This is a genomic window from Jiella endophytica, from assembly GCF_004519335.1.
GTDB classification, from domain to species: Bacteria; Pseudomonadota; Alphaproteobacteria; order Rhizobiales; family Rhizobiaceae; genus Jiella; species Jiella endophytica.
In genome coordinates this window covers 378395-393695 of record NZ_SOZD01000001.1, presented here as the reverse complement: position 1 = coordinate 393695, position 15301 = coordinate 378395, and the positions used below count along the sequence as shown (strand labels likewise).

Here is a 15301-nt window from a genome sequence, read left to right as displayed (position 1 = left end):
CCGCACGAGCCCGTGGCATCGGGGACGATCGCCGAGGAGCGCGGGTTTCGGGCGGATTTTTCTTTGAGGGCCGGCGCGTTTCACCCCCCCCTCTGTCCTCCCGAGCCTGTCGAAGGGTGGACATCTCCACATCAAGGGGGGAGATCGAACCTCGTTCGGCGCATTGGCTCAAGCGCCTTGCCGTAGCGCGGCGGACACGCCGACACTCAGAGCATCAGCGCGATCTGCACATCCGCGACATTGGTGCCGGTGGCGCCGGTCAACAGGAGGTCGCCGGCAGCGGCGAGCGCGCGATAGGCGTCGTTGCGGGCGAGGTGATCGGTCGGATCGGCGCCCGCGGCCCTCATGCGATTGAGCGTTCCGCCGTCGACGATGCCGCCGGCGGCGTCCGTCGGTCCGTCGCGCCCATCCGTACCGCCCGAGAGAAACGCCCAGGAGCGCCCGAGCGGCCGGTCGGCCTCCGCCAGCGCGAAGCGCAGAGCAAATTCCTGATTGCGCCCGCCGAGCCCGTCGCCGACGACCTTCACGGTCGTCTCTCCGCCGGAGATCACCGCGACAGGGCCCTTTCCGTCAGCCTGCTCGTGACAGAGGGCGAACAGCTCTTCGGCGGCCTCGCCGACATCGCCGTCGAGCCAGCCCGGCCGGGTCACGACGCGAAATCCCGCGCCGGCAAGATGGTTTGCGACGGCCTCGACTGACCGTGCATTGCTGGCGACCACCTGGTTGACGACGTCGCCGAGCGGCGGCCGGGCGTCCGCGCCCTCGATCGCCGCCATGATGGCGGACGGCACCTTGTCTGTCAGACGGTGGCGCTCCAGCACATCGCGCGCCTCGGGCCGCGCGACCGTCCCCTTTTCCGCCCGGGCGGTCGGGCCGGAGGCGATCGTCGCCGGATCGTCGCCCGGAACGTCGGAGACGATCAACGACAGCACCGACGCGGGTGCTGCGGCATCCGCAAGGCCGCCGCCTTTGAGGCGCGACAGCGCCCGGCGGACGGCATTCATCTCGGTGATGTCGGCGCCCGAGCGAAGCAAGAAATCGGTGACGGCCGTCTTGTCGTCGAGGCTGAGGCCCTCGCGGGGCGCAACGCCCAGCGCCGAACCGCCGCCGGAAATCAGCGCTAGCAGGAGGTCGCCCTCCCCGGCCTCGCTCGCAAGGGCCAAGAGCGCCTCCCCGCCTTCGACGCTTCCGGCATTCGGCAAGGGGTGGCCGCCGATGATCGTCCGGCAGCCAGCAACGGGCCTCGCGCCGGCATCGGTGGTGACGACGACGCCCCCTGAGATCGGCCGCCCGAGTTCGGATATCGCCACCTCGGCCATGGCGGAGGCCGCCTTGCCGAGCGCCGCGACGAAGATGCGCGAGGCCGCATTCGTCTTGCCCCGATGCTCAGCCAATGCCGCGCGAACGGCCTCGGCCGGATCGGCCGCCGCGACGGCGACCGCGAAGGCGTCGCGCAGCGCCGGCCTCAACTCGTCAGGCGACACGATTGGGCGGCTCCTTTCCGGCAAAGAACGCGTCGAGATTGTCGGCCACCATCATTCCCATCGCTTCCCGGGTCGCCTGCGTCGCGCTGCCGAGATGCGGCAGCAGGACGGCGTTGGTTGCATAGAGCGGCTCCGGGATCACGGGCTCGCCCTCATAGACGTCGAGTCCCGCCCCGGCGATCGTGCCTCGGTTCAGCGCATCGGCCAGCGCCGCGGCGTCGACGACTTCGCCGCGCGCCGTGTTCACCAGGATAGCGGTCGGCTTCATCATCGCCAGTCTTGCGGCATCGATCAGGTGATAGTTTTCCTTGCCGCCGGGCATGTGCAGGGAAACGACGTCGGCCTCGCGCAGCACCGCTTCGATCGAGTCGCGGGCTTCGGCTTGCGTCTCCGCTGCCAGTTCCGGCTTCACCGGGAAGGCGTCGTAATAGATCACCTTCATGCCGAAGCCGTGATGGGCGCGCTTCGCCGCGGTGCGTCCGATGCGGCCGAAGCCGAGGACGCCGAAAACGGCACCGGAGACCTTGGTGCCAACCATGTGGGTCGGCCGCCAGCCGGTCCACTTGCCGGCCCGCACCTCGCGCTCGCCCTCAGAGGCGCGCCGCGCCGCCATCAGCATCAGCGTGATCGCAAGGTCAGCCGTGCATTCCGAGAGCACGTCCGGCGTGTTGGTGACCACAATGCCGGCGGCCCGGGCAGCCTCGGTGTCGATATGGCTGAAGCCGACGCCGTAATTGCCGAGGATTTTCGCCCGGGGCGTCTCGCTCGGGAAGATGCCGGCGGGGAGTTGGTCGCTCACCGTCGGACAGATCGCATCATATTCGAAGAAGGCCCGCCCGAGCGCATCGGCCGACATCGGCCTGTCGTCCTCGTTGAGGGTCGTGTCGTAGCTCGCCGACAGCCGCGCCTCGACGCTTTCCGGCCAGCGGCGGGTGATAAGAACTTTCCGTTTCGCCATCGCTGCTTACGCCGCCCTCTTCAGCTTCGTCAGAAGGTCCGCGACGGTCTCGCCGAAGGCGGAAGGGTGCGGGATGATGTGATGGCCGCAGGCGCGGATTATGTCCACCTTCTCCTGCGCGGATTCCCCCTCGCCGGAGACGATGGCGCCGGCGTGACCCATGCGCTTGCCCTTCGGGGCCGAAAGTCCAGCGATATAGGCGAGCAGCGGCTTGGAGAAGTTCTCCTGCGCCCATCTGGCGGCATCGACCTCCTGCGGACCGCCGATCTCGCCGATCATCACCACGGCGTCGGTCTCGGGATCCTTCTCGAACAGTTCGAGAAGGTCGCGGAAGGACGAGCCGTTGATCGGATCGCCGCCGATGCCGACGGAGGTGGAAATGCCGATGCCGCGGGCCTTCATCTGGCTCGCCGCCTCATAGCTCAGCGTACCGGAGCGGGCGATGACACCGATGCGGCCGGGCGAATAGATGTGGCCGGGCATGATGCCCATCATCGCCTGACCGGCGGTGATCATGCCGGCGCAGTTCGGCCCCATCAGGAGCATGCGGTCCTCGGCCCGGTAGCGGCGCATGTAGCGCTTCACCCGCATCATGTCCTGGGCTGGGATGCCGTCGGTGATGCAGACACAGGTCCGGATGCCGCTATCGGCCGCTTCCATGATCGAATCGGCGGCAAAGGGCGGCGGCACGAAGACAATGGAGGCCTCGGCGCCGGTCTCGGCGACGGCGCCCTTGACGGTCGAGAAGACCGGCACGCCGAGATGGGTGGTGCCGCCCTTGCCGGGAGTAACGCCGCCGACGACCCTGGTGCCGTAGGCCATCATCTCCTCGGCATGGAAGCTGCCGATGCGGCCGGTGATCCCCTGGACGAGGACCTTGGTCTCCTTGGTGAGCAGAATAGCCATGTGACAAGTCCTCCCGTCAGGCCGCGGCGCTGCGGCCGAGCTTCTTCCATTCGGCCACCGCCCGTTCGGCGGCCTCGGCTAGCGTATCGGCGACGATCACGTCGGGCGCCTTCTCGGCGAGGATCTTCTTGCCCTCCTCCACCTTGGTGCCGGAGAGCCGGACGATCAGCGGCAGGTCGAGACCGACCTCCTCGCGCGCCTTGACGACGCCCTCGGCCACCCAGTCGCAGCGATTGATGCCGGCGAAGATGTTGACGAGGATCACCTTGACGTTCCTGTCCTGCAGGACGGCGCGGAAGCTCTTGGCCACCCGCTCGGGGCTCGCCCCGCCGCCAATGTCGAGGAAGTTGGCGGGCTCGCCGCCTGACAGCTTGATCATGTCGAGGGTCGCCATGGCGAGGCCGGCGCCGTTGATGATGCAGCCGATCTCGCCGTCGAGGCCAACATAGCTGAGGCCGCGATCCGACGCGAAGGTCTCGCGCGGATCCTCCTGGCTCTTGTCGCGCATCTCGGAAATGTCCGGCCGGCGGAACAGCGCGTTCTCGTCGAAGCTCATCTTGCAGTCGAGGGCGACGAGTTCGCCCTTCGATACGACCAGCGGGTTGATCTCCAGCATGGTAGCGTCGAAGTCGCGGAACACCCGGTAGCAGGCGAGCAGCGTATCGGTGGCCTTGGTGGTCATCGAGCCGTCGAGGCCGAGACCGAAGGCCAGCTCGCGGGCCTGGAACTTCTGCATGCCGGCGCCCGGATCGACGGTGATCTGGATCAGGCTGTCGGGCTCCTTCTCGGCGATCTCCTCGACCTCCATGCCGCCTGACGCCGAGGCCATGATCTTGATGCGCTCGGCCTTCCGGTCGAGGACGATGCCGAGATAGAGCTCGCGCTCGATCGGCATGGTCTCCTCGATATAGAGGCGGTTGACGAGGTTGCCCTTCGGGCCGGTCTGGTTGGTGACGAGGCGGTGGCCGATGAGCCGTTCGGCGGCGTTCTCCACCTCCTCCTCGCTGCGGCAGAGGATGATGCCGCCGGCCTTGCCTCGCGCGCCGGAATGGATCTGCGCCTTGACCACCCAGGCCTCGCCGCCGATCTCGCTCGCCCGGTAGCGCGCCTGTTCGGGGCTGTAGGCGATACCGCCGCGCGGAAGCTTCACCCCGTGGGTGGCCAGAAGTTCCTTTGCCTGGAATTCGTGTATGTCCATCGAGGCCTCCTCCCTTGGACGATGATGCGGGAAGGTCTCACCCTTCCGGTCGCATCACCCGTCGGCACTATGGTTCAGTTCGCGCTGGCGCGGATGGCGTCGTCGACCGCGATGACGTTCTTCGCCATGCGCTCAGACGCCGCGTCGATCATCTTGCCGTCGAGGCTGGCGGCGCCCTTGCCGGCGGCTGCGGCCTCCTTCAGCGCCGCGAGGATACGGCGGGCCCTGTCGACCTCGCCGTCGAGGGGCGAGAATTCGTCATTGGCAAGCTTGATCTGGCTCGGATGGATCGCCCATTTGCCCTCGATGCCGAGGGCGGCGCCCCGCTTGGCGGCCGCACGGTAGCCGGCCTCGTCGGAGAAGTCGCCGAAGGGGCCGTCGATCGGCCGCAGCCCATAGGCACGACAGGCGACCGTCATGCGCGACAGTGCAAAGTGCCACTGGTCGCCGGGATAATCCGGATGCAGGCCGCCGATATTGACGGTGCGGGCCTTGTTGAAGGCGGCGTAGTCGGCGACCCCGAAATGCAGCGCCTCGAGCCGCGAGGGCATCGCCGCGATCGCCTCGACATTGGCCATTCCGAGGGGCGTCTCGATCAGCGCCTCGATGCCGACCCTGTTCTTGTAGCCCCTGGCCATCTCGATCTGGTTGAGCAGCGCCTCGACCATGTAGACGTCCGCCGGGACCCCGACCTTCGGGATCATCAGCATGTCGAGCTTGTGCCCGGCCTGCTCCATGACGTCGACGACGTCGCGATACATGTAGTGGGTGTCGAGGCCGTTGATGCGCACCGACATCGTCTTGTTCCTGGCCTTCCAGTCGATGTCGTTGAGGGCCTCGATGATGTTCCTGCGCGCCCGCTCCTTGTCGTCCGGCGCGACGGCGTCCTCGATGTCGAGGAAGATGCAGTCGGCGGCGCTGTCGGCGGCCTTCTCGATCATCGTCGGGTTCGATCCCGGCACGGCGAGCGTCGAGCGCTGGACGCGCATCTTGCGCAGATTGTGGATTGAATGGCTCATTCCTGATCCTCCCCGTCCCGTTGCGGGACCTGCCGGCACTGCCATGGGGCCGGTTGCCAGCCTCGCTGACGCCGATGTGGCCTCGAGCCTGCAGCCTTCGGGACACTCCGTCCCGGATGAGGCTGCGACCGGCGGCCGAGCGGGCCCTGGTCTCCCGGACCGGCCTGCCACGCCCTGCTCCCTGGCATTCCGACTATCGCCGCAGCGGCGGGGGACAGCCACACACAGGCGGATAGAAACTCACCGACCCGCGCTCACCTTCCCCCTACCCGTTCGTGCGACCCGGCGCCCGGATCCTACCCGCCTTTGCCAGGCGAAAGCACAGCGGACGAGCACCGTCATCCCCCACCGTCTCCGCCTCGCGTCAGTTCTGGACCTCGCGGGTCCACAGCGCGACGGCCATGGAGCGGTTACGGACGTTCAGCTTCTCATAGATGTTCTTCAGGTAATACTTCACCGTATTCTCGGACATGCCGATGCGGTTGGCGATCTGCTGGTTCGTCCAGCCGCGGGAGAGAATGTCGAGCAGCTCGCGTTCCCGCGCGTTGAGCGCTGCGAGCGGCGTGTCGTTCACCGAGGCGAGATCGATATAGGGAATGCAGATATGGCCGGCGGCGACGGCCCGTACGGTGGTGAAGAAGATGTTGATGTCGTCCTGCTGGTAGCAGTAGCCGCGGGCCCCGAGCCGTACCGCCTGACGCAGCGCGCTCGGCTCGCGATTGCTGGAGAATATCACCGACCGGATCGAGCTGTTCTTGGCTCTGAGACGCCGCAGCACGTCCACCGCCTTCATGTCGGCGAGGTCCCACGCGATGACCGCGAGATCGATGCCGTCCTCCGTCGCGGTGATCAGATCGGTCCCCCGATCGCTGATCCGCGCCAGCGACAGATCCTCCTGCTCGGCAAAGAGGCTCGTGATCGCCGAAACCACGAGCGGATTGGCCTCCAGCAGAAAGACATGCGTCGCCTGCGATCGCGGACGATCCTCCGCCATCGTACCCTCCCAGAATGTGCCCTCCTGCCTTTCGCTTATTAGACGAAAGGTTCGCGCTTGTCTTTCCTCCGATCGGGCCTCCGATCGAAGCAGAACGACGCCCGGCCCTCTCCGTCCGCCCAAGCCGGCCTACCCGAACGGGCAGATTTCTTCTGCGGTCTGGTAGTGGGCGCGGAGGCATCCTTCGCGGACTATGCGCCGGCAGGCCGTGCGCTCGGGTGGAGGATCGCGCGGCTGGCCGGCTAGCCGAGAGACAAGGCCGAGCGGCGACAAGGACGATGACAGTTCAGGGAGGAAACATGGGCCAGCCATCCGACATCGAAATCGCACGTGCGGCGACGAAGCGGCCGATCCAGGAAATCGGCGCAAAGCTCGGCATCCCCGCCGAGCAGCTCCTGCCCTATGGCCACGACAAGGCGAAGGTTTCGGCCGACTTCATCGCCGCGCAGGCGCAAAGGCCCGACGGCAAGCTCATCCTGGTGACGGCGATCAACCCGACGCCGGCCGGCGAAGGCAAGACGACGACGACCGTCGGTCTCGGCGACGGGCTGAACCGCATCGGCAAGAAGGCGGCGATCTGCATCCGCGAGGCCTCGCTCGGCCCGAATTTCGGCATGAAGGGCGGCGCTGCCGGCGGCGGCTATGCCCAGGTGGTGCCGATGGAGGAGATGAACCTCCATTTCACCGGCGACTTCCACGCCATCACCTCGGCGCACAACCTGTTGTCGGCGATGATCGACAATCACGTCTACTGGGGCAACGAGCTCGAGATCGACCTCAGACGGGTGACATGGCGCCGCGTCCTCGACATGAACGACCGGGCGCTGCGCCAGGTGGTGGCCTCGCTCGGCGGCGTCGCCAACGGCTTTCCCCGCGAGACCGGCTTCGACATCACCGTCGCCTCCGAGGTGATGGCGATCCTCTGCCTCTCAGCGGATCTGAAGGATCTGAAGCGCCGGCTCGGCGACATGATCGTCGCCTATCGCCGCGACAAGACGCCGGTGACCTGCCGCGACATCGGCGCCGACGGGGCGATGACGGTTCTCCTCAAGGACGCCATGCAGCCGAACCTCGTCCAGACGCTTGAGAACAACCCCGCCTTCGTCCATGGCGGGCCCTTCGCCAACATCGCCCATGGCTGCAACTCCGTCGTCGCCACCCGCACGGCGCTGAAGCTCGCCGACTACGTCGTCACCGAGGCAGGCTTCGGCGCCGACCTCGGGGCCGAAAAGTTCTTCGACATCAAATGCCGCAAGGCCGGGCTGAAGCCGGCGGCGGCGGTGATCGTCGCGACCTGCCGGGCGCTGAAGATGAACGGCGGCGTTGCCAAGGCCGACCTCGGCGCCGAGAGCGTCGAGGCGGTCACCAAGGGCTGCGCCAATCTCGCCCGGCACATCGAGAACGTTCAGGGCTTCGGCGTCCCGGTGATCGTCGCGATCAACCATTTCGTCACCGACACCGACGCCGAGATCCGGGCCCTCAAGGAGGGCGTCGCCAGCCTCGGCGTGGAGGCGGTGCTGTGCAAGCACTGGGCGAAGGGCAGCGCCGGCATCGAGGAACTGGCGACCCTGGTCGCCGAACTGGCGGATCGCGGCGAGGCGGACTTCTCGCCGCTCTATCCGGACGACATGCCGCTGTTCGACAAGATCGAGACGATCGCCAAGCGGATCTACCGGGCCGGCAACGTCACCGCCGACCAGAGCGTCCGCAACCAGCTCGCGGAGTGGGAAAAGGCCGGCCACGGCAAGCTGCCGGTCTGCATGGCGAAGACGCAGTATTCCTTCACCACCGACCCGAATGTCCGGGGCGCGCCGAGCGGGCATTCGCTGCCCGTGCGCGAGGTGCGGCTCTCCGCCGGCGCCGGCTTCGTGGTGGCGATCTGCGGAGAAATCATGACGATGCCCGGGCTGCCGCGCGTGCCCGCGGCCCAGTCGATCACACTCAACGAGGACGGCAACATCGAGGGACTGTTCTGATGGCGGCGAAGATCATCGACGGCAAGGCTTTTGCCGCGAATGTCCGCGAGCGCGTCAAGGCGCATGTGACGCGGCTCGTCGAGGAACACGGCGTCCGGCCGGGGCTCGCGGTGGTGCTGGTCGGCGAGAACCCAGCGAGCGAGGTCTATGTCCGCTCGAAGGGCAAGGCGACGAAGGAAGCGGGGATGAAGTCCGTCGAGCACAAGCTCGACGCCGCCACCTCCGAAGCCGACCTCCTGGCGCTGATCGACAGGCTCAACCGCGACGAGACGATCCACGGCATCCTCGTGCAATTGCCGGTGCCGGACCATATCGACGCCGACAAGGTGCTCGCGGCGATCAATCCGGCCAAGGACGTCGACGGCTTCCACATCTCCAATGTCGGGCTGCTCGGCACCGGCCAGAAGGCAATGGTGCCCTGCACGCCGCTCGGCTGCCTGATGATGCTGCGCGAAGAGCATGGCTCCCTGGCCGGCAAGGAGGCGGTGGTGATCGGCCGCTCGAACATCGTCGGCAAGCCGATGGCGCAGCTGCTTGTCAAGGACAGCTGCACCGTCACCATCGCCCATTCGCGGACGAAGGACCTGCCGGGCGTCGTCTCGCGCGCCGACATCGTCGTCGCCGCCGTCGGCCGCCCCAACATGGTGACCGCCGAATGGATCAAGCCGGGCGCGACGGTGATCGACGTCGGCATCAACCGGATCGAGAAGGAGGACGGGGGTACCCGCCTCGTCGGCGACGTCGACTTTGCGGACGTTTCGACGATCGCCGGCGCGATCACGCCGGTGCCGGGCGGCGTCGGCCCGATGACCATCGCCTGCCTCCTCGCCAATACGGTGACCGCCTGCTGCCGGATGCACGGCCTCGCCGAACCCGAGGGCCTCACGGCCTGACCAGATCGCCTCCCAAGCGATGACCGGAAGCGGGCCGGGAACGTCGAAAGCGTTCCCGGCCCGCTTCGATTGGACTTGGACAAGCGCCGACGTCCGTCCTGTCCCCTCATCCTGAGGCGCGAGCGCAGCGAGCCTCGAAGGGCGGGGGGTCTGGAGCGGCGCAACCACCTTCCAGGTTGAGTTGGGAGAACAGCAGCATTCCAAACGGAAAAGGGCGCCCTCATCTCGGGGACGCCCTTTCGATCATGCCCGACGGCGGTTCAGGTCAAGCCTGCGGATAGATCGGAAACCCGTCGAGCAGCGCCGCGACCTTCGTCTTCACCTCCGCCTCGACGGCGCCGTTGCCCTCCTCGCCGTTCTTCGACAGGCCCTCGAGGGCCTCGAGGATCAGCTGGCTCACCGTGCGGATCTCCGCCTCGCCAAGGCCGCGTGTGGTCACGGCCGGCGTGCCGAGACGGATGCCGGAGGTCACCATCGGCTTTTCCGGATCGAAGGGAATGCCGTTCTTGTTGCAGGTGATGTGGGCACGGCCGAGCGAGGCTTCCGCCGCCTTGCCGGTGAGCTTCTTCGGCCTGAGATCGACGAGCATGAGATGCGAATCGGTGCCGCCCGAGACGATGTCGACGCCGCCGTCCTTCAGGGTCGACGCCATGGTCTTGGCGTTGGCCACGACGGCGGCGATGTAGTCCCGGTAGTCGGAGGTCAGAGCCTCGCCGAAGGCGACCGCCTTCGCCGCGATCACATGCATCAGCGGGCCGCCCTGCAGCCCTGGGAACACCGCCGAATCGAGCTTCTTGCCGAGGTCCTCGTCATTCGACAGGATGATGCCGCCGCGGGGACCGCGCAGGGTCTTGTGGGTAGTCGAGGTCACCACATGGGCGTGGGGCAGCGGGCTCGGATGGGCGCCGCCGGCGACGAGGCCAGCGAAATGCGCCATGTCGACCATCAGCTTGGCGCCCACCTTGTCGGCGATCTCGCGGAAGCGCTTGAAATCGGGAAAGCGCGAATAGGCCGAATGGCCGGCGACGATGAGCGTCGGCTTGGTTTCCTCGGCGAGCCGCTCCACCGCATCCATGTCGATGAGGCCGGTCTGCTCGTCGACGCCGTAGTGAACGGCGTTGAACCACTTGCCGGACATGTTGACCTTGGCGCCGTGGGTCAGATGCCCGCCGGCGGCCAGATTCAGGCCGAGAAAGGTGTCGCCGGGCTTCATCAGCGTCAGGAACACCGCCTGGTTGGCCTGGCTGCCGGAATTCGGCTGGACGTTCACCCAGGCGCAGTCGAACAGCTTCTTCAGCCGCTCGCGGGCGATCTCCTCCGCCTGGTCGACATACTGGCAGCCGCCATAGTAGCGCCGGCCGGGATAGCCCTCGGCATATTTGTTGGTCATCACCGAGCCCTGCGCGTCCATCACGGCGCGGCTGGCGATGTTTTCGGAGGCGATCAGTTCGATCTCGTCGCGCTGGCGGCCGAACTCGCGTTCGATCGTTCCCCAGACCTCCGGGTCCCGGTCCTCAATCCGATCGGTGAAAAAGCGCGTCAGCGCCGGCACTCTTGCGTCCATTTTTGTCTCCTCCGTTATCCTGTCCATCCGAGACCGCCGGAAATGACGTGGATGGTCATCAAGAGCGCGTCGATGTCCTCCGGCCGCGCTTCGTTGGTCCCCCTGCCCGCCCGGACCTTTCGCAAAAGATCCACCTGCAGGCGGTGCAGGCCCTCCATCTGCGCCCGCATGCCTTCGGCACGGGCACGGAATTCCGGAAAGCGCAGGGCAAGGCTCCTCTCCTCGGTGAGGAAGAGGATCATTTCCTCGGTCAGCTTCGCCTCCGCCTCGATCGCCCTGAAGACGTTCGCCGCGGCCACCGGATCGCCGACGAGGTCGGCGTAGAGCCGGGCGATCGAGAGATCGGCCTGGAAGAGCAGCTTTTCCGCCTCGTCGATCACCAGACGAAACAGCGGCGAGGTGTCGTACATCTTCTGCAGCAGCGCCCGGCCGGGCTCGCCGCGAACGCCGGTAAACGAGCTGAGCGCCGTGCCGATGCCGTACCAGCCGGTCAGCATGTGGCGGTTCTGGCTCCAGGCGAAGACCCAGGGGATCGCCCGAAGGTCGCCGAGATTCTGCGGCGCCGAGCCGAAGCGGCGGGCGGGCCGCGAGCCGATCTTGAGGAGCCCCAACTCCTCGACCGGGCTCGCCTCGTTGAAATAGTCGATGAAGCCCGGCATGCGGACGAGATCGAGATACTTCACCTGGCTGAGGCCGGAGAGTGCCTCGAAGGCTTCCTTGTATTCGCCGATCTCATCGGGCCGGGCGGTATCCGGCGGCTGCAGCGTATGGTCGAGCACGGCGCCGACGAGCCGCTCCAGCATCGTCAGCGCGGTGCCGCGATTGGCGAATTTCGCCGAGACGATCTCGCCCTGCTCGGTGACCCGCAGACGGCCGTCGACGGTGCCGATCGGCTGCGCCGCGATCGCCCGGCCGGCAGGCGCGCCGCCGCGACTGACCGAGCCGCCGCGGCCGTGGAAGAAGGAGACTTCCACCCGGTGCCGGTGGCCGACCCGCTTCAGCGCCACCTGCGCCTTCGCCAGTTCCCAGTTGGAGGTGAAGAAGCCGCCGTCCTTGTTGCTGTCGGAATAGCCGAGCATCACCTCCTGGCGGTCGCCGGCCTCGCGCAACAGCCGGCGCACGGCGCGATTGGAAAAGATCGTGTCGAGGATCTCATGGGAGGCGCGCAGGTCCTCGATCGTCTCGAAGAGCGGAACGATCGGCAAGGGCGCGACGATGCCGGAGGCGCCGCCCGAACACCATTGCGACAGGACATAGACCGCGATCAGATCCTCCGCCGAGGTGGTCATCGACAGGATGAAGGCGCCGATGGCCGCCGGATCCCGCCGCCGTGCCTCGGCCAGAAGCTCGAACAGCGCAACGAGATCGCGGGTTTCGTCGGAAAGTTCGAGGCCAGAGAGGTCCGGCGCCTCGTCGCGGAGCGCGCTTGCGAGCCGCTCCGGCCAGGCGGGATCCTCCGGCCCGGCAATCGCCCTGCCGTCGACGGCCGAGAGGATTTCGGCGAGGCTGCGATTCACCACCGTCGCATTCTGGCGGATGTCGAGGGCGACGGTGTGGAAGCCGAAGAGGCGCAGACGGCGCTCCAGCGGCAGCACCTTGCGCTCTGCGGCCGCCGGCGCGCCGGTCTCGCGAAGCGCCTCGCGAAGGGTCTGGACGAGCCGCAGAAACTCGGCCGGGCGGGCGAAAGGCGTCGCGACGGGCGCCGCGCCGCGGTCGGCCTCGGCCGTCGCCTCGAGGCGGCAGGCGAGCGCTGCGGCATACTGGCGGAAATGCTCGCCGGCATTGCGCTTCTCGATCCCGACCCGTTCCGAACCGCATTGCGCCAGAAGGCCGTCGAGGGCGCTGCGGAATTCAGGGGAGAACGACACGACGCTGACGCCGATCGACAGGTCGGCAGCGAGCCTGCCGAGAATGGCGCGATAGGAGCCGATCGCCGTCTCGCGATAGCGCGCCAGAGCCTGGCGGGTGACGTCCGCGGTGACAAACGGGTTGCCGTCGCGATCGCCGCCGATCCAGGAGGCGAAGTGCAGGCAGGTCTCGGGAGCCTTGAGGTCGCAGGCCTGCGACAGCGCATGGTCGAGACTGTCGACGACCGAGGGCAGCGCCTCGAACAGCACCTCGTCGAAGAAGTGAATCCCCCAGTCGACCTCCTGTGCGACCGACGGCTTTTCGAGCCGCAGCTCGCCGGTCAGCCACAGCACCTCGACCTCGGCCCTGAGGGCCGCCTTCAGCGTCGCGACCTCATGGGGCGTCCAGTCGCGGGTCAGAAGTTCGGTGAGCCGACGATAGATCCGCCGGTGGATCTCCAGCACCGTCACCCGCTTGGTCTCGGTCGGGTGGGCGGTCATGGTCGGCTGGACCTTCAGCCGCGAGAGCGCGGCGCCGATGGCCTCCCGGTCGACGCCGTTTTCCCGGGCGCGTTCGAGGACGTCGGCGAAGGTGCCGATCATAGCCCGCCCGGCGCGTTCCTCGCGCCGGCGATACTGGGCGCCTTCATATTCCATGGCGATGGCGATCAGCTGATGCCAGACGCCGAAGCTTTGCAGAGCGAGGAAGCGGCGCGCCTCGGGCACTTCGCCAACGGAGATCCTGCCGGCGAGAAGATCGTCGATCTCCGGCAAGAGGTTCGAACCGACGTCGATCAGCATCGACCGCAACAGGTCGAGAACGTCCTTCGCCATGGAGAAAGTATCGGGCCGCGGCAGCGGCGGCTCTTCGCGCATCGCAGGGTTCAACGGCGGCGCGGCGGCCAGTGTTGCATGTGACATGGTCTCTCAGCCTCCCGATTTCGGAGGATAGCCGGGAGGCGCTCGCGAGCCAGCGCTGAACGCATGGAAATTGGTGCCCGAAAGGCTGAGCCTTGCTACTCCTTCGGACAAGGCGGCGGGCGGACGGGTGCCGACTGCTCGGGACAACCAAAAGCGAGAGGATCTTCCCTTACCCGCCTGCCCCGCGTCTCACGCAGCCCCACGTCGCCCTTCCGGTGGCCGCCGGCTTTATCCCGGCAGCGCAGCGAGCGCCTCGGCGACACACTCTCCGCATTCAGAGGTCGTCGCGGTGCCGCCGAGATCACCCGTGCGCCCGGCGGGATCGGCGAGCGAGGCTTCGATGGCAGCGAGGATGGCGGCGCCGGCATCGGCATGGCCGAAATGATCGAGCATCATCGCGCCCGCCCAGATCTGGCCGATGGGATTGGCGATCCCCTTGCCGGCAATGTCCGGCGCCGAGCCGTGCACCGGCTCGAACAGCGAGGGAAAGGTCTTCTCGGGATTGATGTTGCCGGAGGGCGCGATGCCGATCGTGCCGGTGCAGGCGGGACCGAGGTCGGAGAGTATGTCGCCGAAGAGGTTGGAGGCGACGACGACGTCGAAGCGGTCCGGATTGAGCACGAAATGGGCGGTCAGGATGTCGATGTGGTACTTGTCGGTGGCGATCTGCGGATAGGCCTTCGTCATCTCGGCGAAGCGCGAATCCCAGTAGGGCATGGTGATCGAGATGCCGTTGGACTTGGTCGCCGAAGTCAGCCTGCGCCGCGGCCGCTTCATTGCCAGCTCGAAGGCGTAGCGCAGGATGCGGTCGACGCCGGTGCGGGTCATCACCGTCTCCTGGACGACAAACTCGCGCTCGGTGCCCGGAAACATCGTGCCGCCGATCGAGGAATATTCGCCCTCGGTGTTCTCGCGCACGACGTAGAAGTCGATGTCGCCGGGCTGGCGTCCGGCGAGCGGCGATTTCACGCCCGGCATCAGCCGCGCCGGCCGCAGGTTCACATACTGGTCGAACTCGCGGCGGAACTGGATGAGCGATCCCCAGAGCGAGATGTGATCGGGCACGGTGTCCGGCCAGCCGACGGCACCGAAGAAGATCGCGTCATGGCCGCCGATCTGCGCCTTCCAGTCGTCGGGCATCATCTGCCCGTGCGCCGCGTAATAGTCGCAGCTGGCGAAGTCGAAGCTGTCGAACTGCAGGTCGATGTCGAAGCGGCGGGCGGCGGCCCGAAGGACCTTCACGCCCTCAGGAACGACTTCTTTGCCAATGCCGTCTCCGGCGATCACGGCAATACGATACGATGATTTTGTCATGGAACTTCTGACCTCCTCTCAGGGTATGGGCAGTTGCGCTGCCGGACGAATTGCCACCGCCATGGAACGGCGTTGAAGTGCAGACATGGCGCCGAAGCCCGCGCCGTCGATCGATTGCAGTCGGATCCGGATCGCCGGGGCGTTCGCGCGCCGTCCGCCGCTCCTCTGCACGACCACGGGGCACAAGCCTGATACCGCGCTTTCCCGCCTGAACGACGCCCCGCATC

General features: G+C 67.1%; 11 protein-coding genes. 2 read left to right on the top strand and 9 right to left on the bottom strand.

Annotated features, from left to right (window positions below):
* Positions 1-206 precede the first annotated feature (206 nt).
* The 6 genes from E3C22_RS01880 to E3C22_RS01855 form a co-directional block, all read right to left on the bottom strand.
* The gene (locus tag E3C22_RS01880; protein WP_206026884.1) at positions 207-1484 is read right to left on the bottom strand and encodes a glycerate kinase type-2 family protein; all 1278 of its coding nucleotides are present in this window, start codon (positions 1482-1484) and stop codon (positions 207-209) included.
* A complete protein-coding gene (locus E3C22_RS01875) occupies positions 1474-2442 on the bottom strand; it encodes a 2-hydroxyacid dehydrogenase (RefSeq protein WP_134759681.1) in 969 nt (322 codons plus the stop codon). Before E3C22_RS01875 ends, E3C22_RS01880 begins: the two co-directional genes overlap by 11 nt.
* 6 nt (positions 2443-2448) lie before the next feature.
* Positions 2449-3348 carry a succinate--CoA ligase subunit alpha gene (sucD, locus tag E3C22_RS01870; protein WP_134759679.1) on the bottom strand — a complete coding sequence of 300 codons (900 nt, stop codon included), beginning with the start codon at positions 3346-3348 and terminating at the stop codon, positions 2449-2451.
* 16 nt (positions 3349-3364) lie between these two features.
* Positions 3365-4546 (bottom strand): malate--CoA ligase subunit beta, encoded by a 1182-nt coding sequence (locus E3C22_RS01865; protein WP_134759677.1) that lies wholly within the window; start codon positions 4544-4546, stop codon positions 3365-3367.
* 74 nt (positions 4547-4620) lie between these two features.
* Positions 4621-5565 (bottom strand): HpcH/HpaI aldolase/citrate lyase family protein, encoded by a 945-nt coding sequence (locus E3C22_RS01860; RefSeq protein ID WP_134759674.1) that lies wholly within the window; start codon positions 5563-5565, stop codon positions 4621-4623.
* 364 nt (positions 5566-5929) lie between these two features.
* A complete protein-coding gene (locus tag E3C22_RS01855) occupies positions 5930-6559 on the bottom strand; it encodes a LuxR C-terminal-related transcriptional regulator (protein WP_134759672.1) in 630 nt (209 codons plus the stop codon).
* 299 nt (positions 6560-6858) lie between these two features.
* Here E3C22_RS01855 and E3C22_RS01850 point away from each other — a divergent pair, with 299 nt between their 5' ends.
* Together E3C22_RS01850 and folD are read left to right on the top strand one after the other, a co-directional pair.
* Positions 6859-8535, top strand: coding sequence for a formate--tetrahydrofolate ligase (locus E3C22_RS01850; protein WP_134759670.1), 1677 nt, complete (start codon positions 6859-6861; stop codon positions 8533-8535).
* Complete coding sequence (gene folD, locus E3C22_RS01845) at positions 8535-9428, top strand: bifunctional methylenetetrahydrofolate dehydrogenase/methenyltetrahydrofolate cyclohydrolase FolD (RefSeq protein WP_134759668.1); 894 nt, start codon at positions 8535-8537, stop codon at positions 9426-9428. The genes E3C22_RS01850 and folD overlap by 1 nt, the downstream gene beginning before the upstream one ends.
* Positions 9429-9693: 265 nt before the next feature.
* Here the strand turns inward: folD and glyA are convergent, their stop codons facing one another.
* The 3 genes from glyA to E3C22_RS01830 form a co-directional block, all read right to left on the bottom strand.
* Positions 9694-10992 carry a serine hydroxymethyltransferase gene (gene glyA / locus E3C22_RS01840; RefSeq protein ID WP_134759666.1) on the bottom strand — a complete coding sequence of 433 codons (1299 nt, stop codon included), beginning with the start codon at positions 10990-10992 and terminating at the stop codon, positions 9694-9696.
* Positions 10993-11006: 14 nt separating this feature from the next.
* Positions 11007-13760 carry a phosphoenolpyruvate carboxylase gene (locus E3C22_RS01835; RefSeq protein ID WP_245514709.1) on the bottom strand — a complete coding sequence of 918 codons (2754 nt, stop codon included), beginning with the start codon at positions 13758-13760 and terminating at the stop codon, positions 11007-11009.
* Between the two features lie 228 nt (positions 13761-13988).
* Positions 13989-15074 carry a tartrate dehydrogenase gene (locus tag E3C22_RS01830; protein ID WP_134759664.1) on the bottom strand — a complete coding sequence of 362 codons (1086 nt, stop codon included), beginning with the start codon at positions 15072-15074 and terminating at the stop codon, positions 13989-13991.
* Positions 15075-15301 lie beyond the last annotated feature (227 nt).